The organism is Mycobacterium sp. NGS17, assembly GCF_059813205.1.
The window spans coordinates 229,865-254,563 of the sequence record NZ_JCALED010000004.1; the positions used below are offsets into that span (position 1 = coordinate 229,865).

Annotated in this window: 26 protein-coding genes; 9 read left to right on the plus strand and 17 right to left on the minus strand. The window is 68.9% G+C overall.

Going from position 1 to position 24,699, the window contains the following annotated elements; genetic code table 11:
- Position 1: 1 nt before the first annotated feature.
- The 6 genes from AC5Y7E_RS11100 to AC5Y7E_RS11125 form a co-directional block, all read right to left on the minus strand.
- Positions 2-430, minus strand: coding sequence for a prepilin peptidase (locus AC5Y7E_RS11100; protein ID WP_499948937.1), 429 nt, complete (start codon positions 428-430; stop codon positions 2-4).
- 10 nt (positions 431-440) lie between these two features.
- Complete coding sequence (locus tag AC5Y7E_RS11105) at positions 441-1,271, minus strand: shikimate dehydrogenase (protein ID WP_499948939.1); 831 nt, start codon at positions 1,269-1,271, stop codon at positions 441-443.
- Positions 1,246-2,493 (minus strand): endolytic transglycosylase MltG, encoded by a 1,248-nt coding sequence (gene mltG, locus AC5Y7E_RS11110; RefSeq protein WP_499948940.1) that lies wholly within the window; start codon positions 2,491-2,493, stop codon positions 1,246-1,248. Before mltG ends, AC5Y7E_RS11105 begins: the two co-directional genes overlap by 26 nt.
- A complete protein-coding gene (gene ruvX, locus AC5Y7E_RS11115; protein WP_499919624.1) occupies positions 2,486-3,004 on the minus strand; it encodes a Holliday junction resolvase RuvX in 519 nt (172 codons plus the stop codon). The genes mltG and ruvX overlap by 8 nt, the downstream gene beginning before the upstream one ends.
- Entirely contained in the window at positions 3,005-5,707 is a 2,703-nt protein-coding gene (gene alaS / locus AC5Y7E_RS11120) for an alanine--tRNA ligase (protein WP_499948942.1), read from the minus strand. It abuts the gene before it with no gap.
- 132 nt (positions 5,708-5,839) lie between these two features.
- The gene (locus AC5Y7E_RS11125) at positions 5,840-6,229 is read right to left on the minus strand and encodes a secondary thiamine-phosphate synthase enzyme YjbQ (protein WP_170880053.1); all 390 of its coding nucleotides are present in this window, start codon (positions 6,227-6,229) and stop codon (positions 5,840-5,842) included.
- Positions 6,230-6,421: 192 nt separating this feature from the next.
- On the opposite strand from AC5Y7E_RS11125, the gene AC5Y7E_RS11130 reads away from it, so the two are divergent.
- Complete coding sequence (locus AC5Y7E_RS11130) at positions 6,422-7,045, plus strand: hypothetical protein (RefSeq protein ID WP_499948944.1); 624 nt, start codon at positions 6,422-6,424, stop codon at positions 7,043-7,045.
- 15 nt (positions 7,046-7,060) lie between these two features.
- Here the strand turns inward: AC5Y7E_RS11130 and AC5Y7E_RS11135 are convergent, their stop codons facing one another.
- Both AC5Y7E_RS11135 and AC5Y7E_RS11140 read right to left on the minus strand, forming a co-directional pair.
- Positions 7,061-7,396, minus strand: a complete 336-nt coding sequence (locus tag AC5Y7E_RS11135; RefSeq protein ID WP_499948946.1) for a hypothetical protein — start codon at positions 7,394-7,396, stop codon at positions 7,061-7,063.
- Positions 7,393-8,754 (minus strand): replication-associated recombination protein A, encoded by a 1,362-nt coding sequence (locus AC5Y7E_RS11140; protein WP_499948947.1) that lies wholly within the window; start codon positions 8,752-8,754, stop codon positions 7,393-7,395. Before AC5Y7E_RS11140 ends, AC5Y7E_RS11135 begins: the two co-directional genes overlap by 4 nt.
- A gap of 111 nt (positions 8,755-8,865) precedes the next feature.
- Between AC5Y7E_RS11140 and AC5Y7E_RS11145 the strand changes: the two genes are divergently transcribed.
- On the plus strand, positions 8,866-9,864 hold the full coding sequence (locus AC5Y7E_RS11145; protein WP_499948949.1) for a hypothetical protein: 999 nt from the start codon (positions 8,866-8,868) through the stop codon (positions 9,862-9,864).
- A gap of 64 nt (positions 9,865-9,928) precedes the next feature.
- A complete protein-coding gene (locus AC5Y7E_RS11150; protein ID WP_499948951.1) occupies positions 9,929-12,562 on the plus strand; it encodes a circularly permuted type 2 ATP-grasp protein in 2,634 nt (877 codons plus the stop codon).
- 88 nt (positions 12,563-12,650) lie between these two features.
- Here the strand turns inward: AC5Y7E_RS11150 and AC5Y7E_RS11155 are convergent, their stop codons facing one another.
- The 3 genes from AC5Y7E_RS11155 to AC5Y7E_RS11165 are packed head-to-tail and all read right to left on the minus strand — an operon-like array spanning position 12,651 to position 15,305.
- Entirely contained in the window at positions 12,651-13,322 is a 672-nt protein-coding gene (locus AC5Y7E_RS11155) for a DUF6629 family protein (protein WP_499919617.1), read from the minus strand.
- Positions 13,323-13,324: 2 nt separating this feature from the next.
- Positions 13,325-14,380: a zinc-binding metallopeptidase family protein gene (locus AC5Y7E_RS11160; RefSeq protein WP_499919616.1), complete on the minus strand. Its 1,056-nt coding sequence runs from the start codon at positions 14,378-14,380 to the stop codon at positions 13,325-13,327.
- A complete protein-coding gene (locus AC5Y7E_RS11165; protein WP_499948952.1) occupies positions 14,373-15,305 on the minus strand; it encodes a transglutaminase family protein in 933 nt (310 codons plus the stop codon). The genes AC5Y7E_RS11160 and AC5Y7E_RS11165 overlap by 8 nt, the downstream gene beginning before the upstream one ends.
- 129 nt (positions 15,306-15,434) lie before the next feature.
- Here AC5Y7E_RS11165 and AC5Y7E_RS11170 point away from each other — a divergent pair, with 129 nt between their 5' ends.
- Positions 15,435-15,824, plus strand: coding sequence for an MmcQ/YjbR family DNA-binding protein (locus AC5Y7E_RS11170; RefSeq protein ID WP_499919614.1), 390 nt, complete (start codon positions 15,435-15,437; stop codon positions 15,822-15,824).
- 5 nt (positions 15,825-15,829) lie between these two features.
- Here the strand turns inward: AC5Y7E_RS11170 and AC5Y7E_RS11175 are convergent, their stop codons facing one another.
- On the minus strand, positions 15,830-16,882 hold the full coding sequence (locus AC5Y7E_RS11175; RefSeq protein WP_499948953.1) for an FUSC family protein: 1,053 nt from the start codon (positions 16,880-16,882) through the stop codon (positions 15,830-15,832).
- A 24-nt stretch (positions 16,883-16,906) separates the two neighbouring features.
- On the minus strand, positions 16,907-17,338 hold the full coding sequence (locus tag AC5Y7E_RS11180; RefSeq protein WP_499919611.1) for a nitroreductase family deazaflavin-dependent oxidoreductase: 432 nt from the start codon (positions 17,336-17,338) through the stop codon (positions 16,907-16,909).
- Positions 17,339-17,545: 207 nt separating this feature from the next.
- Between AC5Y7E_RS11180 and AC5Y7E_RS11185 the strand changes: the two genes are divergently transcribed.
- On the plus strand, positions 17,546-17,683 hold the full coding sequence (locus AC5Y7E_RS11185) for a hypothetical protein (protein WP_499948955.1): 138 nt from the start codon (positions 17,546-17,548) through the stop codon (positions 17,681-17,683).
- Between the two features lie 21 nt (positions 17,684-17,704).
- Here the strand turns inward: AC5Y7E_RS11185 and aspS are convergent, their stop codons facing one another.
- Entirely contained in the window at positions 17,705-19,477 is a 1,773-nt protein-coding gene (aspS, locus tag AC5Y7E_RS11190) for an aspartate--tRNA ligase (RefSeq protein ID WP_499948956.1), read from the minus strand.
- 62 nt (positions 19,478-19,539) lie between these two features.
- Here aspS and AC5Y7E_RS11195 point away from each other — a divergent pair, with 62 nt between their 5' ends.
- Genes AC5Y7E_RS11195 through ypfJ form a run of 3 tightly spaced genes read left to right on the plus strand, consistent with a single transcriptional unit; the run spans position 19,540 to position 21,846 of the window.
- Complete coding sequence (locus tag AC5Y7E_RS11195; protein WP_499949189.1) at positions 19,540-20,439, plus strand: oxidoreductase; 900 nt, start codon at positions 19,540-19,542, stop codon at positions 20,437-20,439.
- A 9-nt stretch (positions 20,440-20,448) separates the two neighbouring features.
- The gene (locus tag AC5Y7E_RS11200) at positions 20,449-20,958 is read left to right on the plus strand and encodes an SRPBCC family protein (protein ID WP_499948958.1); all 510 of its coding nucleotides are present in this window, start codon (positions 20,449-20,451) and stop codon (positions 20,956-20,958) included.
- A gap of 9 nt (positions 20,959-20,967) precedes the next feature.
- Positions 20,968-21,846: a KPN_02809 family neutral zinc metallopeptidase gene (gene ypfJ, locus AC5Y7E_RS11205; protein ID WP_499948959.1), complete on the plus strand. Its 879-nt coding sequence runs from the start codon at positions 20,968-20,970 to the stop codon at positions 21,844-21,846.
- Here the strand turns inward: ypfJ and AC5Y7E_RS11210 are convergent.
- Positions 21,843-22,721, minus strand: a complete 879-nt coding sequence (locus AC5Y7E_RS11210; protein ID WP_499948960.1) for a dihydrodipicolinate synthase family protein — start codon at positions 22,719-22,721, stop codon at positions 21,843-21,845. The genes ypfJ and AC5Y7E_RS11210 overlap by 4 nt on opposite strands.
- A gap of 11 nt (positions 22,722-22,732) precedes the next feature.
- Positions 22,733-23,518 (minus strand): aldolase, encoded by a 786-nt coding sequence (locus AC5Y7E_RS11215; protein ID WP_499948962.1) that lies wholly within the window; start codon positions 23,516-23,518, stop codon positions 22,733-22,735.
- Between the two features lie 70 nt (positions 23,519-23,588).
- Here AC5Y7E_RS11215 and AC5Y7E_RS11220 point away from each other — a divergent pair, with 70 nt between their 5' ends.
- Entirely contained in the window at positions 23,589-24,122 is a 534-nt protein-coding gene (locus AC5Y7E_RS11220) for a helix-turn-helix domain-containing protein (RefSeq protein WP_499948963.1), read from the plus strand.
- 75 nt (positions 24,123-24,197) lie between these two features.
- Here AC5Y7E_RS11220 and AC5Y7E_RS11225 read toward each other — a convergent pair whose 3' ends face one another.
- Entirely contained in the window at positions 24,198-24,623 is a 426-nt protein-coding gene (locus AC5Y7E_RS11225; RefSeq protein ID WP_499948964.1) for an Rv2576c family protein, read from the minus strand.
- Between the last annotated feature and the right edge of the window lie 76 nt (positions 24,624-24,699).

A 24,699-nucleotide genomic window follows, 5' to 3' on the forward strand; every position in this document is an offset into this window, starting at 1 on the left:
GTCAACACAGCGCCAGCCCGATGCCCGCCGCGCTGGCCAGACACATCGACGGCCCGTGCGGCACCGACCTACCGGCGCCCCGCGCCATGGCGACCACCGCCAGCGCGGCGGTCAGCAGCGGCGCCCCCACCGCGGCCAGAAACCACACGCCGATCCCGAAGCAACCGGTCAGTGCGCCCAGACCGATGGCCAGCTTGACGTCGCCGGCGCCCATTCCGTCCGGCCCCACGCAGTGCACCACCAGGTAGACCGCGGTCAGCGCCACGGCTCCGGCCAGTGCCGCTAAGCCGCGCCCGGCCACCGTCGCGACGGCCGGCACCACCACGGCCCCGGTCAGCGTCAGCGCGTTGGGCAGGCGGCGTTGGCGAATGTCGTAGCGACTCAACGCCGCCAGCCAGGCCAGCACCACGAACGCCGCCGCAATCCGCATGCCCGGCAAACTAATCCGGTGCGGCCACCGCGCAAGTCATGGCCTCGCGCGGCGCGGGCAGCCCGGTGAACTGTTCCACCTGCGCGAAGGCCTGATGCAGCAGCATCTGCAGACCGCTGACCACCCGCCCGCCGGCGGCGCCGACCGCGGCGGCCAGCGGCGTGGGCCACGGATCGTAGACGACGTCCAGCAGCACACCGATGCGTGCGAAGGTGCCGGCGTAGCGTTCGGCCACCTCCGCGGGGATGGTGCTGACCAGCACCTCGGCGCCCGCCACCGCATCGGCCAGCCCGTCGCCGTCCAGGTCGCAGAACCGCGTCGGCACGCCCAGCTCGTTGCCCAGGTCCACCAGCCGGGCCGCCTTCTCGGCGTTGCGGGCCACCACGGTGATGCCGGCGACGCCCAGCTGGGCCAGGCCGGCCACGGCGGCCGGCGCGGTGCCCCCCGATCCACAGACGAGCGCCCATCCCGAGGCGCTGCCGAGGGCCCCGGCCACCCCGTCGATGTCGGTGTTGTCGGCCCGCCAGCCGGTCGGCGTGCGCACCAGGGTGTTGGCCGAGCCCACCCGCCGCGCCCGGTCGGTGCGCTCGTCGGCGAAGCGCAGGGCGGCGAACTTGCCGGGCATGGTCACCGACACCCCGGCCCATTCGGGGCCGAGGCCGCCGACCACGCCGGGCAGCTGCTCGGCGTCGCACTCGATGCGCTCGTAGGTCCAGTCGGTCAGGCCGAGCGCACGATAGGCGGCCAGGTGCAATTCCGGGGACTTCGAGTGGGCGATCGGCTTGCCGAGCACGGCCGCCCTGCGGGGGCCCGCGCTAGCGGGGCGTGCTGTCCAGGACACCGTTGCGCTTAGCCAGCTCGATGTTGGCCAGGTGTTGTTGGTAGTCGCGGGTGAACAGCGTCGTGCCCTGGCCGTCGATGGTGACGAAATACAGCCAGTCGCCGGGCTCCGGGTGCTCGGCGGCGCGCAGCGCGTCGGTGCCGGGCGAACAGATCGCGGTGGCCGGCAGGCCCTGCGACACGTAGGTGTTCCACGGCGTCTTCTGGGCCCGGTCGGCGTCGCTGGTGGCCACCTCGCGGCGGTCCAGCGGGTAGTTGACCGTCGAATCGAACTCCAGCGTGTGGTGGGCGTGCAGGCGGTTGTAGATGACCTGCGCGACCTTGGCGAAGTCCTGGGAGTTGGATTCCTGCTGCACCAGCGACGCCACCACCAGGATGTCGTAGGGCGACAGCCCCATCGCCTGGGCGGTGTCCACCAGCCCGGACTTCACGTACTCCTCGGCCCCCGCCCCGATCAGGGCGGCCAGGATCGCCTCCGGCGAAGCGGATGGGTCGATGTTGAAGGTGCCGGGCGCGATCAGGCCCTCGATCCGGCGGTGGTCCCTGCCGAGCTCGCCGACGGGTTCGGTGGCCCACGGCGGCACCGCCAACGCCAAGGGAGAGCTGTTGGTCGCGGCCGCGCGCAGGTCCTGCGCCTGGACGCAGCGGGTGTCACCGTCGAGGTCCACGCAGGTGGCTCGCGAGATCAGCGTCAGGATTCCGGGCGTCACCACGTTGGTCTTCATATCGGTGGTGTCGTCAAGCTGACGGCCTTCCGGGATGACCAGCCGGCCCACCCGGCTATTCGGGTCGGTCAACCGCGCGACGGCGTTGGCCGCCGGGATCTCGGTGCGCATCCGGTAGAAGCCGGGCTGAATCGAGTTGATGGCGCTGTTGCCGTGCGCGGCGTTGACGAACGCCCGCACCGTCTTGATGACGTGCTCTTTTTGCAGGGTCTCGCCGATGTTGGTGGTGGAGTCACCGGCCTGAATCTGAATCACCAGGTCCCGCTTGCCGCTACCGCTGTAGTCGTCGCCGAGCCCGAACAGCGCGTGCCACAGCTTGCCGCCCGCGAACACGCCGGCGACCACCACCACGACGAACACCGCGAGCGCGATCTTGACGACGAAGCGCCGCCGACGGCCCCGCTTGGCCTGGTTGCGGGCGACGCGGCTCGACCTGCGCGCCGACGGCGCGCCCACTGCCTCGGGCTCGGCTCGTTCCCGCCGTGCGCTGTCAACCATCGCTGAGCTCCCCCGCCACCGCGGCGCGGCGCTGATCCAGCCAGCTCTGCAGGATCGCCACCGCCGCCGCCTGATCGATCACCGCACGCTGTTCCTTGGCCCGCACCCCCGCCGCGCGCAGCGATCGCTGCGCGGCCACGGTGGTCAACCGCTCGTCGGCCAGCCGCACCGGCACCGGCGCGGCTCGCCGCGCCAAAACTTCAGCCAACGCCTCGGCCACCTCGATCGCGTCGAGGGCCGACGGGCCGGTGCGATCGGCCAGCGTGCGCGGGAGCCCGACGACCACTTCGACGGCCTCGTATTCGGCGGCCAGCGCGGCCAGCCGCCGCAGATGCTTGCCGTTGCGGTCGCGGCGGACGGTTTCGACCGGGGTGGCCAGGATCGCGTCGGGATCGCTGCAGGCCACGCCGATGCGGACGCTGCCCACGTCGATGCCGAGCCGTCGCCCGCGCCCGGGATCCTGCTGCGGATCGCCGGGTCGGTCGGGCAAGCGATGCTGTGTCAAGACCACTCAATCGACCCGCGCTATCGCGGCGATCTCGGCACGCACCGCGTCGAGCGCCACGTCGATGGCTGCCGGATCCTTACCCGAACCCTGCGCCAGGTCGGCCTTGCCGCCGCCACGTCCGTCGACGGTTGCGGCGAGCTGCTTGACCAGGTCGTTGGCGCGAAGGCCGAGATCTTGGGCGGCCGGGTTGGCGGCGACCGCATACGGCACCGACCCGCCTTCGCCCTCGGCGATCAGGGCGACCACGGCGGGATCGCTGCCCAGCTTGCCGCGAATGTCACCGACCAGGGAGCGCAGGTCGGCCGCCGTCATCCCGCCCGACATTCGTTGCGCCACCACCCGGACGTTACCGATGCGCTCCGCGCCGGCCGCGGCGTTGGTCGCAGCCGCGCGCGCACCGGCCAGCCGCGCGCGTTCGAGTTCCTTCTCCGCCGCCTTGAGCCGCTCGACCAGGTTGGCCACCCGGGCGGGGACCTCGTCTGAGGGCACCTTCAGCGACGACGCCAGTCCCGCCATCAGCGCGCGTTCCTTGGCCAGGTGCCGGAACGACTCCAGCCCGACGTAGGCCTCCACCCGGCGCACGCCGGAACCGACCGACGATTCGCCCAGGATCGTCACCGGCCCGATCTGCGCCGAGTTGTGCACGTGCGTTCCACCGCAGAGCTCCAGCGAGAACGGGCCGCCGATCTCGACCACCCGGACCTCGTCGGGGTAGGCCTCGCCGAACATCGCCATCGCACCCATCGCCTTGGCCTTCTCCAGTTGCTCGGTGAACGTGTGCACCTCGAAGTCGGCCTGCACGGCCTGGTTCGTCACCTCTTCGACCTCGGTGCGCTGGCTCTCGGACAGCGGCCCCTGCCAGTTGAAGTCGAACCGTAGGTAGCCCGGCCGGTTCAGTGACCCGGCCTGAACGGCGTTGGGGCCCAACACCTGTCGCAGCGCCGCGTGCACCATGTGGGTGCCGGAGTGCCCCTGGGTGGCGCCGCGGCGCCACTGCGGGTCGACCGCGGCGACGACGGTGTCGCCCTCCACGAATTCACCCGACTCGACGTGAACCCGATGCACCCACAGGGTTTTGGCGATCTTCTGCACATCGGTGACCGCGGCGCGGGCGCTCTGTCCGGCGCCCGTCCCACTGATGGAGCCCTCGTCGGCGATCTGGCCGCCGGCCTCGGCGTACAACGGGGTACGGTCGAGCACGAGTTCGACCCGGTCGGCCCCTTCGGCGCCGTGGGTGACCACCGGAACCCGCTTGCCGTCGACGAAAATGCCCAGAATCTTTGCCTCGGAGGTCAGTTCGTCGAAACCGGTGAACTCGGTGGGCCCGGCGTCGACCAGTTCCCGGTAGGCGGTCAGGTCGGCGTGCGCGTGCTTGCGCGCGGCGGCATCGGCCTTGGCCCGGCGGCGCTGCTCGGCCATCAATTCCCGGAAGCCGACTTCGTCCACCCGCAGGCCGGCCTCGGACGCCATCTCCAGCGTCAGCTCGATCGGGAAGCCGTAGGTGTCGTGCAGGGTGAAGGCGTCCGAACCCGAAATCGATTTCGCACCAGAGGCTTTGGTGGTGCCCGCCACCTCGTCGAACAGCTTCGAGCCCGCCGTCAGCGTGCGATTGAACGCCGTCTCCTCGGCGACGGCGATGCGCCGGATGCGGTCGAAGTCGGCGACCAGTTCGGGATACGACGGGCCCATCGCGTCGCGCACGGTGGCCATCAGGTCACCGACGATGGGTCCCTCGATGTCGAGCAGCCTGGCCGAGCGGATCACCCGGCGCAGCAGCCGGCGCAGCACGTAGCCGCGGCCGTCATTGCCGGGTGTGACGCCGTCACCGATCAGGATGGCCGCGGTGCGGCTGTGGTCGGCGATGACCCGGTAGCGCACGTCGTCGTCGTGGTTGCCTACGTCGTATCCGCGCGGTGCCCGCGCGGCCGCGGCGTCGATGACGGGCCGCAACAGGTCCGTCTCGTAGACGTTGTGCACGCCCTGCAGGATGAAAGCGACCCGCTCCACACCCATTCCGGTGTCAATGTTCTTGCGCGGCAACGGTCCCAGGATCTCGAAGTCGGCCTTGCCGGTCCCCTCGCCGCGCTCGTTCTGCATGAACACGAGGTTCCAGATCTCGATGTAGCGGTCCTCGTTGGCGATCGGGCCGCCCTCGACGCCGAACTCCGGCCCGCGGTCGTAGTAGATCTCCGAGGACGGGCCGCACGGGCCGGGGATGCCCATCGACCAGTAATTGTCTTCCATCCCGCGACGCTGGATCCGGTCCTCGGGCAGCCCGGCGATCTCCTGCCACAGCCGCACGGCCTCGTCGTCGTCGAAAAAGACTGTCGTCCAGATGCGTTCGGGATCGAGGCCGTAACCGCCCTGCTCGACGCTGTCGGTCAGCAGGGTCCACGCGAGTTCGATGGCGCGGCGCTTGAAGTAGTCGCCGAACGAGAAGTTGCCGGCCATCTGAAAGAACGTGTTGTGCCGGGTGGTGATACCGACCTCGTCGATATCGGGGGTGCGGATGCACTTCTGGATGCTGGTGGCGGTTGAGTATTCGGGGGTTCGGGCGCCCAAGAAGTAGGGCACGAACTGGACCATGCCGGCGTTGACGAACAACAGGTTGGGGTCGTCGAGGATCACCGACGCGCTCGGCACCTCGGTGTGCCCCGCCTTCACGAAATGATCAAGAAACCGTTTCCTGATCTCGTGTGTCTGCACTTTCGGAGTCCGCTTCTTCTGAGTTACTTCGACGTCTGCATCCCAGCCTATTCGCCGGCGCATGGGAAGCCCGTCTAACGACGCATTTCGACCGCTCACAGTACCTGCCCCGGCGCGACGCGCACCGAGGCGCTAACCCTCCAGGAAGCTCAGCCGGACCGAGCGTTGCGGGTTGTCGCGGTTCAGGTCGACCAGGACGATGCTTTGCCACGTGCCCAGCATCGGCTCACCGGCCGATACCGGAACCGTCACCGACGGCGCGACGAGCGCCGGCATCACGTGGTCGGCGCCGTGACCCGCGGAGCCGTGCGAATGCCGGTAACGATCGTCGCGCGGGAGCAGCCGCTCCAGCGTGTCGACCAGGTCGTCATCGGAACCGGCGCCCGTCTCGATGATGGCGACCCCGGCCGTGGCGTGCGGCACGAACACGTTGCACAGGCCGTCACCCCGCGACCAGCAGAACCCGCGCACCGCCTCGGTCAGATCGACGATTCGGCGCCGCGAGGTGTCCACGTCCAACACATCCGTATGCACCCGGCCAAGCCTACGGCGCGAGCCTCGAGGCCGGCCAATGCGTTGTGAGCGCTGTCACGACATCTGAACGCAGCGGAGAAGCTTTTCGAAAGCGTTGCGGCGACTAATCGGCAGGAGGAAGGTAGCGGGTGGGACCGGTGGCGCCACCGGGGCGCCGCCCCGACACAGGAGGGGCCGACCGTGTACGCACGCTCCACCACCATCCAGGCGCAACCCCTGTCCGTCGACATCGGCATTGCGCACGTTCGCGATGTCGTCATGCCCGCCCTCACCGAGATCGATGGGTGTGTGGGGCTGTCGCTGTTGGTCGACCGGCAATCCGGCACCTGCATCGCCACCAGCGCGTGGGAATCGATCGACGCGATGCGTGCCAGCGCCGAGCAGGTCCCACCCATCCGGGACCGCGCCGCGCTGATGTTCGACGGCAGCGCGCGGGTCGAGGAATGGGACATCCCGCTCCTGCACCGCGACCACCCCTCCCGCGCGGGGGCGTGCGTGCGGGCCACCTGGCTCAAAGTGGTGCCCGACCAGCTGAACCGGTCGCTGGAGTTCTACCGGATGGCGGTGCTGCCCGAGATGCAGCATCTCGACGGGTTCTGCAGCGCCAGCCTGATGGTCGACCACCCCGCCTGCCGCCGCGCCGTGACCTGCTCCACGTTCGACTCCATGGAGGCGATGGCCCGCAACCGCGACCGCGCCAGCGAACTGCGCAGCAGGCGGGTGCGCGACCTGGGCGCCGAAGTGATCGACGTCGCCGAGTTCGAGCTGGCGATCGCGCACCTGCGGGTGCCCGAGCTCGTCTAGCGCGTCACGGCCGGTTCAAGGCAAGGCGTCGCCGGGGAAGCCGCGGCAGGCGTGCACCTCGTAGGTGAAGACGCTCGCGGCGACCCCGGGGTCGTCGGCCATGATCGCCGCGGTGTCCTCGACCGTCGCCGCGAACACCCCGACGCCGCAGACGTCGGATTCGTCGCTGACCGGTAGGACCACCGCGAGCACGCCGTCGTCGCGCAGCCCGAAATTGCGCCGGCCGTGCTCCCAGATGACGCCCGCTGACGACTCGTCGGCGAACTTCGGGCCGCGCTTGAGGATCATCACGGTGTAGGGCCGGGCGGTGGGCAGCAGCGCGCCCATCTCCTCGTCGGTGAAGGTTTTCATGACGGTTTCCTTTTGTTGCGGATGATCGCGCGCAGCCGGTCGAGGCGGCCGGCCATCTCGCGCTCGCCGCCACGGCCGGTGGGCCGGTAGTAGTCGACCCCTACCAGCTCATCCGGTGGATATTGTTGTGCGACAACACCATCCGGGTGGTCGTGCGAGTACTTGTAGCCCTGCGCGTTGCCCAGTCCCGCCGCACCCGAATAGTGCCCGTCGCGCAGATGCGGCGGGACCAGACCGGCTTTGCCGGCCCTGATGTCGGCCATCGCCGCGGCCAGCGCCGTGGTGACCGCGTTCGACTTCGGCGCGCTGGCCAGATAAATCGTGCAGTGCGCCAGGGTGAGCTGCGCCTCGGGCATGCCGATCAGCGCCACCGTCTGCGCGGCCGCGACCGCGACCTGCAGCGCGGCCGGGTCGGCCATGCCGATGTCCTCGCTGGCCAGGATCATCAGCCGGCGCGCGACGAACCGCGGGTCCTCGCCGGCGACGAGCATGCGGGCCAGGTAGTGCAGCGCGGCGTCGACGTCCGAGCCGCGGACGGACTTGATGAAGGCGCTGATGACGTCGTAGTGCTGGTCGCCGTCGCGGTCGTAGCGCACCGCGGCCTCGTCCAGGGACTGCTCTACGGCCGCGACGGTCAGCTCGCCGCCGGGCTCGACCGCCTCGGCGGCGACCTCCAGCGCGGTCAACGCGCGCCGGGCGTCACCGGCGGCCAGCCGCACCAGCAGGTCGACGGCCTCGGGCGCGACCCGGGTCTGCCCGCCCAACCCGCGCGGGTCCTCGATCGCGCGCTGCACCACGATGCGGATGTCGTCGGCGCTCAGCGGCCGCAACTGCAGGATCAGCGAGCGCGACAGCAGCGGCGACACCACCGAGAAGCTGGGGTTCTCCGTGGTCGCCGCCACCAGCAGCACCACCCGGTTCTCCACCGCGGACAACAGCGCGTCCTGCTGGGTCTTGGAGAACCGGTGCACCTCGTCGATGAACAGCACCGTCTGCTCCCCGGACAGCAGCGCCCGGCGCGCGGTGTCGATCACCGCCCGAACGTCTTTGACGCCGGCCGACAGGGCCGACAGCGCCTCGAACCGGCGGCCGGTCGCCTGCGAGATCAGCGCGGCCAGCGTCGTCTTGCCGCTGCCGGGCGGGCCGTACAGGATGGCCGACGCCACCCCCGAACCCTCGACCAGGCGGCGCAGCGGGGATCCGGGCGCCAACAGATGGTCCTGGCCGACCACCTCGTCAAGCGATGCCGGACGCATCCGGACCGCCAGGGGTGCGCCGCCCGACACGCCCAGCCCATGATCGCTTGACTGCGGCGGGCCGGGCAGGTCAAACAGACCGTCGGACACGGCTTCAGGCATACCACGAAGCCGCGACACGGCGGCGCCTCATCTGGCACGGTCTGCACTGCCGTCGGATACTTGTTAAGTTCTGCGACGCATGCCCAGAACGTCGACGACGTAGGAGCGGCCATGAGCCAACCCCCGGAGTACCCCGGCAATCCGATCCGGCCGCAAGGCAACCCTGAGCCCTCCGGTTACCCGCCCCCCGGCTACGGGCCGCCCCCCGGCTACGGGCCACCCCCCGGCTCGGCGCCCCCCGGTTATGGCCCGCCGCCCGGATACGGGCCACCGCCCGGCTACGGCCCGCCCCCCGGTTATGGCCCGCCCCCCGGTTATGGCCCGCCCCCCGGATATGGGCCACCACCGGGCTACGGTGCACCCCAACAGCCCGGCTACCCGGGTTACGGCGGCCCGCAGCGGTTCAGCATCGGCGAAGCCTTCTCGTGGGCGTTCAACAAGTTCGGTAAGAACGCCGTGCCGCTGATCGTCGCGTTGCTGGTGTACGCCGTGGCCGGGCTGATCCTGTACGGCCTGGTATTCGTGCTGTTGGGCGGCGCCGACGCGTCGACGAGCAATGCCGACGGAAACTACGGCGCATCGTTTACGGGAAGCATGGCCGGCGTCGGCGCGATCGTCCTGCAGATCGTGATCTTCGTCTACACCATCTTCGTCCAGGCGGCATTCCTGTCGGGCGCCCTTGACATAGCGGACGCCCGGCCGGTGACGGTCAGTTCGTTCTTCAAGCCGCGCCACTTCGGCAACGCGCTTCTGGCCGCGGCACTGCTCAGCGTGATCAGCGTGGCCCTGGATGCGGTCTCGCTGATCCCGCCGACGATTCTGTTCAACCTGGTGGCGCTGTTGGCGGTCGCGGTCTTCAGCTTCTTCGCGCTGTTCACCATCGCCTTCGCGACGGATCGCGACCTGCCGCCGATCGAGGCGCTGAAGGCAAGCTTCACCACGGTCCGCTCCGACATCGGCAGCGCCTTGCTGTCGTGGCTGGTGCAGTTCGCGATCGTGCTGGTCGGTGCCTTCCTGTGCTTGGTGGGGCTCGTCGTCGCCGCCCCGGTGGCGCTGTTGATCCAGGTCTACACCTACCGCCGGCTGTCCGGCGGGCAGGTCGCGCCGTGAGTCCGCTGACCGTCACCGTCGGCTGAGGCGGCTTCGCTGCCTCGGTCATAAGGCCGGCCCACCAATGACATTCGCCACCGGCGCGCCGTCAGGGCCCGGCACCGCGCGCTACGACGCGGATCGCCTGCTGGCCGGATACCGCGCCGCGCGCGCCCAGGAGGCGCTCTTCGATCTGCGGCACGGTCCGGCGCGCGGGTATGACGAATTCCTCGACCGCGACGGCAACGTGCGACCGGCGTGGGCCGAGCTGGCCGACGCCATCGCGGAGCGCGGCCGCGCCGGCCTGGACCGGCTGCGCTCGGTGGTGCACGACCTCATCGACAACGACGGCATCACCTACACCGACGTCGCGCCCGACGGTCGCGGCCAGGAGCCCAGGCCCTGGCAGCTGGACACGCTGCCGATCGTGCTGTCCGCGGCCGACTGGGAGGTGCTCGAGACGGGCCTGCTGCAACGGTCGCGGGTGCTCGACGCCGTACTGGCCGACCTGTACGGGCCGCGCAGCCTGCTCACCGAGGGCGTCCTTCCCCCCGAACTGCTGTTCGGCCATCCCGGGTATGTGCGCGCCGCCAATGGAATCGAAATCCCCGGGCGCCACCAGCTTTTCATGCACGGCTGCGATGTCAGCCGGCGTCCGGACGGCACTTTCGTCGTCAATGGCGACCGCACCCAGGCGCCCTCAGGGGCCGGCTACGCGCTGGCCGACCGGCGCGTCATCGCGCATTCGGTTCCCGACCTCTACGAGCGAATCGCGCCCCGGCCGACGACTCCGTTCGCGCAGGCGCTGCGGCTGGCGCTGATCGACGCCGCACCCGATGACGCCCAGGATCCCGTCGTGGTGGTCCTGTCCCCGGGTATCTACTCGGAGACCGCATTCGACCAGGCCTACCTGGCCACCCTGCTGGGTTTCCCGATGGTGGAAAGCGCCGACCTGGTGGTGCGCGACGGCATGTTGTGGATGCGCTCGCTGGGCACCTTGAAACGCGTCGACGTCGTCCTGCGCCGGGTCGACGCGGACTACACGGACCCGCTGGATCTGCGCGCCGATTCCCGGCTCGGGGTGGCCGGTTTGGTGGAGGCCCAGCACCGCGGGACGGTGACCGTGGTCAACACGCTGGGCAGTGGAATTTTGGAAAACCCTGGGCTGCTGCGTTTTTTGCCCGCGATGGCCGAGCATCTGCTGTCGGAAACGCTGCAGTTGCCGAGCACCGAGGTCTACTGGGGCGGCATCGCCAGTGAACGCTCACACCTGCTGGCGAACCTGCCGTCGTTGTTGGTGAAGTCCACCATCGGTGACACGACCCTGGTCGGGCCGGCACTATCGTCTGGGCAGCTGACCCGGTTGGCCGCCCGCATCGAGCAGATGCCGTGGCAGTGGATCGGCCAGGAGCTGCCGCAGTTCTCGTCCGTGCCGACCGACCACGCCGGTGTGTTGTCCTCGGCGGGCGTCGGCATCCGCTTGTTCACCGTCGCCCAGCGCGGCGGCTACGCGCCGATGATTGGCGGCATCGGTTACGTGCTGGCCCCCGGGCCCGCCGCGTACACGCTGAAAACCGTTGCGGCCAAAGACGTCTGGGTGCGCCCCACCGAGCGGGCGCACGCCGAGGCGATCAGCCTTCCGACGCCCGGGCCGTCGGCCAAGACGGCCGCGGGCACCTGGGCCGTCAGCTCCCCGCGCGTGCTGTCCGACCTGTTCTGGATCGGCCGCTACGGTGAGCGCGCGGAAAGCATGGCGCGACTGCTGATCGTCGCCCGCGACCGGTTCCACGTCTACCGCCACCACCAGCACAGTGCGGAAAGCGAATGCGTGCCGGTGCTGATGACCGCGCTGGGCCGCATCACCGGAACGCCTGACAGCGATGGCGACCACGCCGAGATGATCGCCATCGCCCCCTCCACGCTGTGGTCGCTCACCGTTGATCCGAACCGGCCCGGCTCGCTGGTGCAGTCGGTGGAGGGTTTGGCACTGGCCGCGCGGGCGGTGCGCGACCAGATGTCCAACGACACCTGGATGGTGCTGGCCGGGGTGGAGCGCGCGCTGGCGCTCAAAAGCGATCCGCCGGAATCACTTTCGGAGGCCGACGCGGTGCTCACCGGAGCGCAGACCCAGACGCTGGCCGGCATGCTGACCCTGTCGGGGGTGGCCGGCGAGTCGATGGTGCGCGACGTGGGCTGGACGATGATGGACATCGGCAAGCGGATCGAACGCGGGCTGTGGCTGACGGCGCTGCTGCAGGCCACCCTGACCGTCGCCCGCGGCGCCGCGGCCGAACAAACCGTCATCGAATCCACGCTGGTGGCGTGCGAGTCCTCGGTCATCTACCGGCGCCGCACGGTGGGCAAGGTCAGCGTGGCCGCCGTGGCCGAGCTGATGCTGTTCGACGCGCAGAATCCGCGGTCGCTGCTGTACCAGCTGGAGCGGCTGCGCACCAATCTCAGGGACCTGCCCAGCTCATCGGGATCGTCACGCCCGGAACGGTTGGTGGACGAGATCGGCACCAGGTTGCGGCGCTCGCACCCCGCCGAGCTCGAACGGGTCAGCGACGATGGCCGGCGTGCCGAGTTGGCGGAGCTGCTCGCGTCGGTGCACGCCGAGCTGCGCAACCTGGCCGAGGTCATCACCGCTACGCAGCTGGCGTTGCCCGGCGGCATGCAACCGATTTGGGGTCCCGACCAGCGACGCGTGATGCCCGCCTAGCCGGACGACGATGCACCCGCGCAGCGGGGTGAGGAGGAGTCCGGCAATCCTGCCTAGTCCCGTTCTCGCCCAACACGTTTCATGCCTTCTATGCCGCATGCTCCGCGGTGAGGCCGTGGTAGCGGTGCGGATCGGGCAGTCGCCGTCGCCGCACCATGTGCACCAGCGCCAGGACCGACAGCGTGGCGGCGTAGATGCACCACAGCGACGCGAACGCGTTCACGTAGAGGACGGCGACCACGACGAGCCCCACCAGGTTGGCCAACCCGAACACCACGATGGAGCGATAGCCCGACAACAGTGCCGGGCCGATGACGGCGATGACGTAGAGCACCGCCCACACGTAGCCACCGTGAACGCCGGTCTGGTATTGCAGCGCATGGGGACCCTTCGTCACTTCGACCGGTTCGGTGAGCACGACGACAGCCAGATAGGCGGACACGACGGTGCCGAGCACCGCGAACGGCGCCACCCGAAGGCGGGCGCCACGCGGTTCCAGCAGCAGAATCGCCCACGGCACCAACGCCGGAAGCAGCGGCAGCGCGATGAAGACATACGCGCGCGTCGCCAGGTGGATCAGCCCCGCCGAGAACAAGCCGTCCGGCCACACCGCCGCCTCGATGAACTGGTGGACCGCGAACACCGTCGGCAACAACGCGAATGGCACTTCGCGCCAGTGCCTCACCTCGCGCAGGGTCGCGACGGCGACCGGGACGAGGGCGGCACCCACCACCAGATCCGCTGTGATCGAAAAGCACATCGTTAACCGGCCACCGAGGCGGGGCCGCGCGACTCCGATGTCACGTCGTCGACCACGGTGTGGATGAACCTCATCTTCTCCAGCACCGCGGCCGGGAGCACGAACGGGTACAGGTCGTCGTGGCCCATCGACCGGTTCACCATGTTCAGCGACCACGACAACGGCAACCACATGTCGATGATCGTCTGAAAAGCGCTGGGGCCCAAGGCGGGCCGGTCGAACGTGGCCGACGCCGGGGCCAGCCCGCACCACGCCGAGGTGTCCAGCGTGTCGCGGATGTGCAGGTAGTGGGCGAACGTCTCGGCCCAGTCTTCGGCGGGATGCATTGTGGCATAGGACGATACGAAGTGCTCCTGCCAGCCCTCGGGAGCGCCCTCGCTGTAGTGGCGATCGAGCGCCGCCTGATAGTCGGCTTCGTGGTCGCCGAACAGCTCGTTGAACCGCTCGACATAATCGGTGAACGGTGCGATCAGCCGGTAGTAGTAGTAATGGCCGATCTCGTGGCGGAAGTGACCCAGCAGGGTCCGGTACGGTTCGTCCATCTCCACCCGCAACTGCTCGCGGTGCGCGTCGTCGCCCTCGGCTAGGTCGATGGTGATGACGCCGTTCTCGTGCCCGGTCATCACCTGTTCGTGCGCGCTGGACAGCAGCCGGAAGGCCAGCCCGTAGTCGGGATCGCGGTCCCGCCCGACGATCGGCAGCTTCAGCTCGTGCAGCTCGGCGATCAGCCTGCGCTTGGCCGCCTCCGCCCTGGCGAACTCGGCCATCCCGGTGGTGTCGGCGTCGTTGGGCCGTTCGATCGTCAGCGCGCACGACGGGCACAGCAGCCGGGGGTTGTTGACGGGAACCAGCCAATTGCATTCGGCGAGTAGCAGATTGGCGCACAGCTGATACTCGCTCGCGCGCACGAAGCCGGCGTGCTCGCCTGCGTCGTCCTCCGCGATCACCAGCAATGCCATCTGGTCGAGCGAAAACCCCAGCGCGCTACCGCAATTGAGACAGGTGGAATTCTCGAAGGTAAGGCGCTGGCCACAATTCGGGCAGGTGAAGTCACGCATGCAGCACATCGCCTTCGAAGGGCACCACGTCGACGGCGACGTCGATCGCGCTGTGTGCCGAGTCGGTGTAGATGATGCCCCGCAGCGGCGGGACGTCCGCGTAGTCACGGCCCCGGCCCACGACGATGTAGCGCTCGTCGACCATCTGGTCGTTGGTGGGATCAAGCCCCAGCCACTCGAATTGCCCGGGCCGCTGCCGAGTCCAGACCGCTGCCCACGCGTGGGTGGCGTCGATGCCGATCATCCGATCCTTTCCGGGTGGCGGGTCGGTGGCCAGGTATCCGGAGACGTAACTGGCCGCCAACCCGTTGGCTCGCAGGCAGGCGATCGCCAGCCTGGCAAAGTCTTGACATACCCCTTCGCGGGCGGCCAGAACCTCGTTGACTCCGGTGGAAATCGTCGTCGACCCCGATCGGTAGGTGAAGTCGGTGAAGATGCGCGACGTCAGATCTCGCAGCACTTCGATGAGGGGACGCCCGGGGGCGAAGCTGGCCGCCGCGTAGTCGCGGATGTCGTCGGTGATCTCCGGCGGATTGAGGTCCAGGGTGAACTCGGTCGCCAGGGCTGCGCCAGGGCCGGTCGGCCGGGCCGCCTCCCACGGCTGGGCCGCGGTGTCAGGATCCGGGCGGTGCGGATAGACGTCGACGATGGAATCGCTGGTCACCTTCAGGGTGTGGTGCGGCTCGGTCACGTGGAAGTAGGAGCTGGTGTTGCCGTAGCTGTCCACACTGGTGGAGCTGTCGGCGGGGGCCGGCTCGATGATCAGCTGATGCGCGACACAGCGCTGCCGCAGCGAGTCGCGCGGCGTGAGGAACCCGCGCCCATACGAGCCGGTCACGATGTCGGAGTAGCGATACTCGGTGCGGTGGGTCACCCGGTGTCGGCGGGCGACCCCGGCCCCTGGTTCGCCTGGTTCTGCTGGCAAGCCCTTCATCCCTCCTCACCGCTGATCTCATCACATGCCCGCCCCCTGCGTAGGGCCCGCGGAATGCCCAGTCGCCCACCGTTTGCCAATCCGACGGCACTGGCGCCAAAACGGGAGCACAATCGTGATGTGGCCACCTGGGGCGAGGTCGCCCGCATCGTCGGTGAGCTGGCACTCACCTCCGAGCCGTCACCGCACGACTGGCGGGTCGGCAAGAAACTGCTGGCCTGGGAGCGGCCGCTGCGGCCCTCCGAGCGCGAGGCGCTGGAACGCACCGGGCCCCAGCCGCCGCGGGGCGACATCCTCGGGGTCCGGGTGTCGGACGAGGGCGTCAAGTTCGCGTTGATCGACGACGAGCCGAGGGTCTACTTCACCACCCCGCATTTCGATGGCTATCCCGCGGTGTTGGTCAACCTCGCCGAGATCTCGGTGCGCGACCTCGAGGACCTGATCACCGAGGCGTGGCTGACCCAGGCGCCGCGGAAACTGGTTCAAGAGTTCCTGGCCGACTCGCGCTGAAACGCTCAGACGTGCCGAAGGTCGATGACGCGCTGCAGGTCGTCGATGCAGGCGCTGACGACGTCGGCGAGCAGCAGGTGCGTCTTCTGATGCGCCCCGGCCTGTAATTCCGCGGCGTGATGGCGCGCCGACGCCGTGTAGGCGCAGGCGCCGGCGGGATCGGAGTCGGCCAGCGCGGTCGCGGCCGCCAGCACCACCAGCACGGTGGGCACCGGCTGCGGAAGGCGTTCGCCGGCCGGGATGGGATCGGGGCCGGGCGAGACGGCGCGGGCCAGTTGCAGCACCGAGCCGGCCAGCAGGGCCACGTGCACGGCCTGGTGATCGGCGGCTTCGATCGTGGTGCGCAGCACCCAGCGTCGCGGCGCGATGGCGACGACGTGGCGGGCCGTGGTGCGCGCCTCGAGCAGCCCGCTGAGCTGTTCGTGCACCCGATCCACCGCCGTCAGCGGCCAGTCCGGCGGCGGGTCTTTGCGTCCGGCGGCGACGTCCGCGGCGCGCGCCAATACGTCGTGCAGCGTCCCGAGCACGCCCACCCGGGCATTGCGCAGCACCGTCAGCGGGTCGGCGGGAAACAGCAAGACGGCGAACACGATGGCCACCGCACCGCCGACCAGCGCGTCGAAGATGCGCTCCAGTCCGACGCCGCCGTGGTACAGGGCCAGCACCAGGATCGCCGACACCACGGTCTGATTGGCGAACATCATCCCGTGTCCGATGAAGCCGCCCCCGATGAACACCGCGGCGGCCAGCGCCACCAGCGCGGCGACCGCGATGGGTAGTTCGCCCGGCCCGAGCAGGCCCTGCACCAGCGAGCCCACTCCGATTCCCAGCGTCACCCCGATCATCATCTGGACGGCGCGTTGCGCGCGCAGCACGTTGCTGGTCGACAACGACACCGCGGCGGCGATCGGCGCGAAGAACGGCTGCGGGTGCTCCAGGACGTCGTGGGCCAGGTACCAGGACAGGCCCGCGGCCAGCGCGGTCTGCACCAGGTTGAACCACACCACCCGCAGCCGCTTGCCGCCCGCGCGCGCGGCGGCGAGAACCAGAGATGGCATCGCTCGCCGCGAACCGCCCACCGGCTAGGTCCGGTTTAACTCGAACAGCGGAATCACCCGGGTGGTCTTGGCCTGGTATTCCGCGAAGCCCGGCGCGACGGCGGTGATCTTGTCGAAGAGCGCTGCCCGCTCGTCGGCGGGAAGCTCGCGGGCGGCGACGTCGAACGCGTCCGTGCCGATCTCCACGCGCGCCTGCGGATTGGCCCGCAGGTTGTGCACCCAGGCGGGGCTGACCGGGGCGCCGGCGAAGGATCCGATGATGATGAGCTTGCCGTCGACGCGGAAGTAGGCCAGCGGCGACACCCGCGGCTGACCGGACTTGGCGCCGGTCGTGTGGAGCAACAGCAGGTTGGCGCCCTCGAACTGGCCACCGACCACGCCGTCGTTGGCGCGGAATTCGTCGATGATGCTCTTGTTGAACGCGTTGACGGTCTCGGCGTCAGGGGTTTCGGTCATTTCCTGTGAACCTTGTCGGGCTTGGCGTCTATTCCGGACTTCGTCCCTCAGCAGCGCCGTCAACGCTAGCCGCTCGACGATTCGCGTAGTCCGCGACGCCCGGCAGTTCCCGAAATATTGCACATGTGTCTAAAGACACGCGGTAGCATCAGCTAGCCCGCGGTAGTTGACCTACGCGGCCACCTCACCAGCAGAAAGGTGTGACTCATGAAGGCGAAGATCACCAAGAGAACGCTGCGCGCCGCCGCCCTGGCCATGATGCTGATCGGTGTGATGCTGGGATCGTCGAGCTGCATCATGATCGAAGGCGGTACGGTTTGCGCCGCACTTCGCGCCGGCTGCTAGTGGGCCTGGCCACTAGCTAGGTCAAGACGTCTTAAGCTGCGGCTTGGCGTCTATTCCGGACTCCTTGCGCTGCTGGGCGGTGATCGGCGCCGGTGCTTCGGTGAGTGGGTCCACCCCGCCGCCGGTCTTCGGGAAGGCGATGACCTCGCGGATGGAGTCGACCCGGGACAGCAGCGCGTTGATCCGGTCCCAGCCGAACGCGATGCCGCCGTGCGGCGGTGCGCCAAAGGTGAAGGCCTCCAACAGGAATCCGAACTTCTCCTGGGCCTCGGCCGCATCCAGCCCCATCACCGCGAACACCCGCTCCTGGATGTCGCGGCGGTGGATACGGATCGATCCGCCGCCGATCTCGTTGCCGTTGCAGACGATGTCGTAGGCGTCGGCGAGCACCGCGCCGGTATCGGTCTCGATGGCGTCCTCATGCCCGGGCTTGGGTGAGGTGAACGCGTGGTGCACGGCGGTCCACGCCCCCGACCCGACGGCGACGTCGCCGGCGGCGGTCGCGTCGTCGGCGGGCTCGAACAGCGGCGGGTCCACCACCCAGACGAACGCCCAGGCGTCCGGATCGATCAGGTCCAGCCGGTGGGCGATCTCTCCGCGGGCGGCGCCCAGCAGCGCACGCGAGGGCTTGGCCGGGCCCGCCGAGAAGAAGACGCAGTCGCCCGGCTTCGCCCCGACGTGCGCGGCCAGGCCGTCACGTTCGGCGTCGGACAGGTTCTTGGCGACCGGACCGCCCAGCGAGCCGTCGTCGGCGATCAGGACGTAGGCCAGCCCGCGGTGGCCGCGCTGTTTGGCCCACTCCTGCCAGCCGTCCAGCGTGCGCCGCGGCTGTGACGCCCCGCCCGGCATCACCACGGCACCGACGTAAGGCGCCTGGAAGACGCGAAATGTGGTGTCCTTGAAGAACTCTGTGCAGTCGACCAGCTCGAGCCCGAAGCGCATGTCCGGCTTGTCGGAACCGAATCGCCGCATCGCGTCGGCGTAGCTGATCCGCGGGATCGGGGTCGGAATCTGGTAGCCGATCAACGCCCACAACGCGACCAGGATCTCTTCGGAGATGGCGATGATGTCCTCGGCGTCGACGAAGCTCATCTCCATGTCCAGCTGGGTGAACTCCGGCTGACGGTCGGCGCGGAAATCCTCGTCGCGGTAGCAGCGGGCGATCTGGTAGTAGCGCTCCATGCCGGCCACCATGAGCAGCTGCTTGAACAGCTGCGGGCTCTGCGGCAGGGCGTAGAACGAGCCGGGGTGCAGCCGGGCCGGCACCAGGAAGTCGCGGGCCCCTTCCGGGGTCGAGCGGGTGATGGTCGGGGTTTCGATCTCGACGAAGTCATGCTGGGAAAGCACCGACCGCGCCGCGGCATTCACCTTGGAGCGCAACCGGATTGCCTCGGCCGGCCCGTCGCGGCGCAGGTCCAGGTAACGGTACTTCAGCCGCAGCTCCTCGCCGGCGGGCTCGTCGAGCTGGAACGGCAGCGGGGCGCTCTCCCCCAGCACCGTCAGCGACGTGGCGTTGACCTCGATGTCGCCGGTGGCGATCTCCGGGTTGGCGTTGCCCTCGGGGCGGATCTCGACGACACCGGTGACGGCGACACAGAATTCGGCGCGCAGCCGGTGCGCCTGCGCCAGCACGTCCTCGGCGCGGAACACCACCTGGGCGATGCCCGAGGCGTCGCGCAGGTCGATGAAGATGACGCCGCCGTGGTCGCGGCGGCGGGCCACCCAGCCCGTCAGCGTCACCTGCTGCCCGGCGTCGCCACTGTCCAGCGAACCCGCGGCATGACTGCGCAGCACAAAACACTCCTCTTCACCTGGCCAGAACGAGTGCCCAGTCTAAAGGAGGTAATTTCGATGCCATCGCCACAGACGCTGCTACCAACATCGCCCTGGTCGGTCCCGGCGCCGTCGGCACGACGGCCGCCGCTTTGCTGTACCGGGCGGGCCATTCGGTCATGGTGTGCGGTCGCACCCCGCGCGACGCCATCGAACTGCGGCCCGACGGATCGGATCCGATCGTCGTTCCCGGGCCGGTGCGCACCGATCCCGCCGAGGTGACCGAGCCGGTGGACGTGGTGCTGCTGGCCGTCAAGGCCACCCAGAACGACGCCGCGGCCGGTTGGCTGGCCAGGCTGTGCGATGTCCACACCATCGTCGTGGTCCTGCAAAACGGCGTGGAGCAGGTCGAGCAGGTGCAGCCGCACTGCCCGTCCTCGCCCGTCATTCCCGGGATCGTGTGGTACTCGGCCGAGACCCAGCCCGACGGCTGGGTGCGATTGCGCACCGAGGCGGCCCTGGTCCTGCCCAGCGGCCCGTCCGGGGAGACCGTCGCCGAACTGCTGCGCGGCGCCGGTTGCCGGGCGGACTGCGACCCCGACATCATCACCGCGGCCTGGCACAAGCTGCTGACCAACGCACTGGCCGGGTTCATGGCGCTGGCGCGAAGGCGGTCGGGCATGTTCCGCCGCGACGACGTCGCCGCGCTGTCGCGGCGGTATGTGACCGAGTGCCTGGCCGTAGCGCGGGCCGAGGGCGCCCGGCTGGCCGACGGGGTGGTCGACGAGTTGGTCGACATGTTCCGCAACGTGGCCGAAGACCTGAGCACGTCGATCCTCACCGACGCCGAACATCAACGGCGGATGGAATGGGATGTCCGCAACGGCGTGATCATTCGCAAAGGCCGGGCCCACGGGCTGGCTACGCCGATCAGCGACGTCGTAGTGCCCTTACTGGCCGCGGCCAGCGACGGCCCCGGCTAAGTTGTTGTCATGTTCCCTTGCGAACGCGTCGATACGAGCTTCACCGACGCTGATTCCGTTGAGGCCCGTTTCCGGTTCAGCAACAGCGTCGACCTGGCCATCACGCCCGAGCAGCTGTTCGAGGTGCTGTCCGATGCCGAGTCGTGGCCGCGGTGGGCGAAGGTGATCACCAAGGTGACCTGGACCAGCCCCGAGCCGCGCGGCATCGGGACCACCCGCGTCGTCGAGATGCGCGGCGGCCTCGTCGGCAACGAAGAATTCCTCGCCTGGGAGCCGTTCACACACATGGCATTTCGGTTCAACGAATGCTCGACCCGATCCGTGGCGGCGTTCGCCGAGGATTACCGGGTCGAGGCCATCCCGGGTGGCTGCCGGCTGACGTGGACGATGGCCCAGAAACCGGCCGGCCCGGCGAAGCTGGCGATGGCCGTGGTGGGCCCACTGCTGAACCTGGCCCTGCGCCGCTATCTGCGCAACCTGCGCAGCTATACCGACTCCCTTGCGACCCGGCAACGTTAGGAGCGTGTCATGACCTTCAACGAGGGCATGCAGATCGACACCAGCACTGCGTCCTCGTCCGGTGGGGGCGGGATGGGAATGGCCGTCGGGGGTGGTGGCCTCGGACTGCTGATCCTCATCGGCGCGCTGTTCTTCGGCGTCGACCCCGGTCGCGTCATGAACTCGCAGCAGACCAACACCGGCGGGTACTCGGCGCCCGGCTTCGACCTGAGCCAGTGCAAGACCGGCGCAGACGCCAACAAGTATGTGCAATGCCGCGTGGTCGCCACCGGCAACTCGGTGGATGCGGTGTGGCATCAGCTGCTGCCGGGGTACACCCGCCCCCACGTCCGGCTGTTCACCGGTCGGGTGAACACCGGCTGCGGGGCGGCCACCACAGCGGTCGGGCCGTTCTACTGCCCGGTCGATCAGACGGCGTACTTCGACACCGACTTCTTCCAGGAGCTGGTCGATCGATTCGGTTCCAGCGGTGGGCCGTTCGCGCAAGAATATGTGGTCGCCCACGAATACGGTCACCACGTGCAGAACTTGCAGGGTCTGCTGGGCCGCTCGCAGCAGGGTGCCCAGGGCGCCGGCGGCAACGGCGTGCGCACCGAACTCCAGGCCGACTGCTACGCCGGGATCTGGGCGCACTACGCCTCCACGGTCAAGCAGGAGAGCACGGGCGTGCCCTACCTGGAACCGTTGAGCGACAAGGACATTTCCGATGCCCTCTCCGCGGCGGCGTCGGTGGGCGATGACCGCATCCAGAAGGAATCCACCGGGCGGGTCAATCCCGAGTCCTGGACGCACGGTTCGTCCGAACAGCGGCAGAAGTGGTTCACCACCGGCTACCAGACCGGTGACCCGAAGAAGTGTGACACCTTCTCCGCGCCCGAGTTGGGCTAGGCGTTAGTCAGCAAGCCCCGCAACTCGACGCGGCCCTGCTCGTCGAGCGGCAACAGCGGCGCGCGCGGGTCGCCGACCGGGAAATCGAGCAGCTCCAGGCCAGCCTTGACCGTGGTCGCCAGCCCGCCGGCGACGATGTAGGTGAGCAACGGCTTGAGGTCGTCGTAGAGCTTCTGCGCGGTGTCGAGGTCCTGCGCGCGCACCGCCTCGTACAGGTCGATGCAGGGCTGCGGCCGCAAATTGGGTGCGGCCGTGCACCATCCGGACGCCCCGGCCTTCAGCGCGTCGAGTACCAGCGGGTTACTGCCGTTGTAGAAGGGCAGCCGGTTGCCGGACAGTTCGGCGATGCGCCGCATGCGGGCCAGGTCGCCGGTGGATTCCTTGACCATGGTGACGTTGTCGATGTTTTCGAACATGCGCACCAGCAGCTCCGGAGGCATGTCGACACCACTGGTGGCCGGATTGTTGTAGGCCATGATCGGGATCGAGATGGCGTCACCGATGCTGCGGTAATGCTGGAAGATCTCGCGCTCGGTGAGCTTCCAGTAGGACACCGGCAGGATCATCACCGCGTCGGCCCCGGCCTGCTGCGCGTACTGGGCGCGCCGAATGGTCTTGGCGGTGGTCACATCCGACACCCCGACGATCACCGGGACGCGGCCGGCGACCGTGGCGATGGTGGTGTCGACGACGGTGTCGAATTCGGGTTCCTCGAGGTACGCCAGTTCACCCGTGCTGCCCAGCGGCGCGATCGCGTGAACGTCGGCGGACACCAACCGCTCCACCAGCGCGGCCAGCCGTTCGGTGTCAATCCCGTTATCGGAGAACGGGGTCACCGGGTAGGCGATGATGCCGTGGATCTTGGGCTCGGTCACTGCTCGGCTCCTCAGCTGGTCAACACGTCGGGGTGCCGGGCCAGCGCCCGGCGGGCGTAGTAGGCGAAGTTGGCGCGGCTGCGTTGCGGTGACAACGTCCAGTCATGGGCTTCGCGGGCGAGTTCTTCGGGCAGTTCCTTGACGGTGCCGGCGGCCATGGCGGCCAGCTGCAGCTTGGCGGCGCGCTCGATGAGGATTCCCAACGAGCACGCCTCCTCGACGCTGGCGCCGGCGATGACGTGGCCGTGATGCGCCAGCAGCACAGCCTTCTTGTCGCCGAGCGCGGCGGTGATGATCTCGCCCTCTTCGTTGCCGACGGGCACGCCCGGCCATTTCGGCAAGAATGCGCAGTCGCCGTAGAGCGGCGTGGTGTCCATGTGGGAGACGATCAACGGGACTTCCAGCATCGACAGCGCCGCCACGTGAAACGCGTGGGTGTGCACGATGCACTGGACGTCGGGCCGGGCGCGATAGATCCAGCTGTGAAAACGGTTGGCGGGGTTGGCAATTCCGTCCCCGTCGAGGACGTTGAGGTCCTCGTCGACCAAAAGCAGGTTGCCGTCGGTGATCTCGTCGAACCCCAGGCCCAGCCGCTGGGTGTAATAGGTGCCGTCCGCCTCGGCCCGGGCGGTGATCTGCCCGGCCAGCCCGGAGTCATGCCCGGCGTCGAACAGCGCCCGGCACGTCAGGGCCAGCTTCTGGCGCGTGGTGAATTGCGCGTCGGCGACGTTCGCGGTCAACTGCTCGGCGGCCCGGCGCATCAAATCGGACTTCGAATCGGTGAACGTGCTGGCCATATCGGCTCCCTCGGCGGTATGACACAATAGTATCACTGTAGGAAACCTTGTGTCATGAGAGGGGTCGCCCATGACCGCATTGTTGCGCGCGGTCCGCAGGCAACGCGGCCTCACGCTCGAGGCGCTGGCCCAGCAGACCGGACTGACCAAGAGCTATCTGTCCAAGATCGAACGCCGACGCAGCACGCCGTCGATCGCGGTGGCCCTCAAGGTGGCCAAGGCCCTCGAGGTCGACGTCGGGCGGCTGTTCTCCGAGGACGCGGCGCAGGAGAAGATCACCGTCGAACGTGCCACCGGCAGCGCCGACGGTGAGCGCTATCGGGTGCTCGCCTCGTCACTGCTGGGAAAGACGATGTCGCCGTTCGTGGTTCGCCCGACCGAGCAGCTGGCCGACGATCCTCATCCCACGCATGCCGGGCAGGAATTCATGTTCGTGCATGCCGGAACCATCGAATTCGACTATGGCGACCAGACATTCACACTCGAGGCCGGCGACAGCGCGTATTTCGACGCCTCGGTCAGCCATAACATACGGGCCGTCGGCGTCGCACGCGCCGAAGTCGTCGTCGTCGCGCACGCCGAACCCGGCAGCACACCGGCTTGAGCGTCGTCCATGTGGACCACGACGGTGTTCGCCATCAGCGAACGCGCGTCGATTACCCGGGCTAGGTGTTCTTCCCTAGGCCGCGCAGGTGACGGTGGTGGTGGCGTCCTGCTGCGCGATCACCTGGCCGTCCACGGCGATCTCGCAGTGGAACGAGGCCGGACCGTTGCCCGAATCCGGCCAGTGCAGCATGCCGCTGGCGCTGATCCTCGCCGACTGGTTCGGGTTGGCCAAGGTGGCGGTGTAGGTGACCGGGGTTCCCGCGCTGAGCGGGGCCTGGACGCTGGTCATGAACTTCGACGGGTCCGCGTTGTAGGCCGCCTGGCTGGGGGGATCGGCATTCACGTAGTTGACGGTGGCGGTCACATTGTTGGGGCTCGTCACCGTGTAGGTCACCTGGTGGCCTTCCGCATGGGCCGTCCCCGCCGTCAGCACCGCCCCCGTGGCCGTTGCCAGCATCACCGCTGAGATCGCGCTCGCTGTCTTATGCACGTTCGTCATATCGAAAACGCTACCGGATTCGTTAGCGGCGGTTCGCTGTTTACCGGCAGCCGTGCCCGTGGTCGCGCGGCTGCGG

What these genes read in the sequence shown, in the direction of transcription:
- AC5Y7E_RS11100 (WP_499948937.1), bottom strand. Translation starts at nt 430, where the DNA reads ATGCGGATTGCGGCGGCGTTCGTGGTGCTGGCCTGGCTGGCGGCGTTG.
- mltG (WP_499948940.1), bottom strand. Translation starts at nt 2,493, where the DNA reads ATGGTTGACAGCGCACGGCGGGAACGAGCCGAGCCCGAGGCAGTGGGC.
- AC5Y7E_RS11135 (WP_499948946.1), bottom strand. Translation starts at nt 7,396, where the DNA reads ATGAAAACCTTCACCGACGAGGAGATGGGCGCGCTGCTGCCCACCGCC.
- AC5Y7E_RS11140 (WP_499948947.1), bottom strand. Translation starts at nt 8,754, where the DNA reads ATGCCTGAAGCCGTGTCCGACGGTCTGTTTGACCTGCCCGGCCCGCCG.
- AC5Y7E_RS11145 (WP_499948949.1), top strand. Translation starts at nt 8,866, where the DNA reads ATGAGCCAACCCCCGGAGTACCCCGGCAATCCGATCCGGCCGCAAGGC.
- AC5Y7E_RS11150 (WP_499948951.1), top strand. Translation starts at nt 9,929, where the DNA reads ATGACATTCGCCACCGGCGCGCCGTCAGGGCCCGGCACCGCGCGCTAC.
- AC5Y7E_RS11155 (WP_499919617.1), bottom strand. Translation starts at nt 13,322, where the DNA reads ATGTGCTTTTCGATCACAGCGGATCTGGTGGTGGGTGCCGCCCTCGTC.
- AC5Y7E_RS11160 (WP_499919616.1), bottom strand. Translation starts at nt 14,380, where the DNA reads ATGCGTGACTTCACCTGCCCGAATTGTGGCCAGCGCCTTACCTTCGAG.
- AC5Y7E_RS11175 (WP_499948953.1), bottom strand. Translation starts at nt 16,882, where the DNA reads ATGCCATCTCTGGTTCTCGCCGCCGCGCGCGCGGGCGGCAAGCGGCTG.
- AC5Y7E_RS11180 (WP_499919611.1), bottom strand. Translation starts at nt 17,338, where the DNA reads ATGACCGAAACCCCTGACGCCGAGACCGTCAACGCGTTCAACAAGAGC.
- AC5Y7E_RS11185 (WP_499948955.1), top strand. Translation starts at nt 17,546, where the DNA reads ATGAAGGCGAAGATCACCAAGAGAACGCTGCGCGCCGCCGCCCTGGCC.
- AC5Y7E_RS11200 (WP_499948958.1), top strand. Translation starts at nt 20,449, where the DNA reads ATGTTCCCTTGCGAACGCGTCGATACGAGCTTCACCGACGCTGATTCC.
- ypfJ (WP_499948959.1), top strand. Translation starts at nt 20,968, where the DNA reads ATGACCTTCAACGAGGGCATGCAGATCGACACCAGCACTGCGTCCTCG.
- AC5Y7E_RS11215 (WP_499948962.1), bottom strand. Translation starts at nt 23,518, where the DNA reads ATGGCCAGCACGTTCACCGATTCGAAGTCCGATTTGATGCGCCGGGCC.
- AC5Y7E_RS11220 (WP_499948963.1), top strand. Translation starts at nt 23,589, where the DNA reads ATGACCGCATTGTTGCGCGCGGTCCGCAGGCAACGCGGCCTCACGCTC.
- AC5Y7E_RS11225 (WP_499948964.1), bottom strand. Translation starts at nt 24,623, where the DNA reads ATGACGAACGTGCATAAGACAGCGAGCGCGATCTCAGCGGTGATGCTG.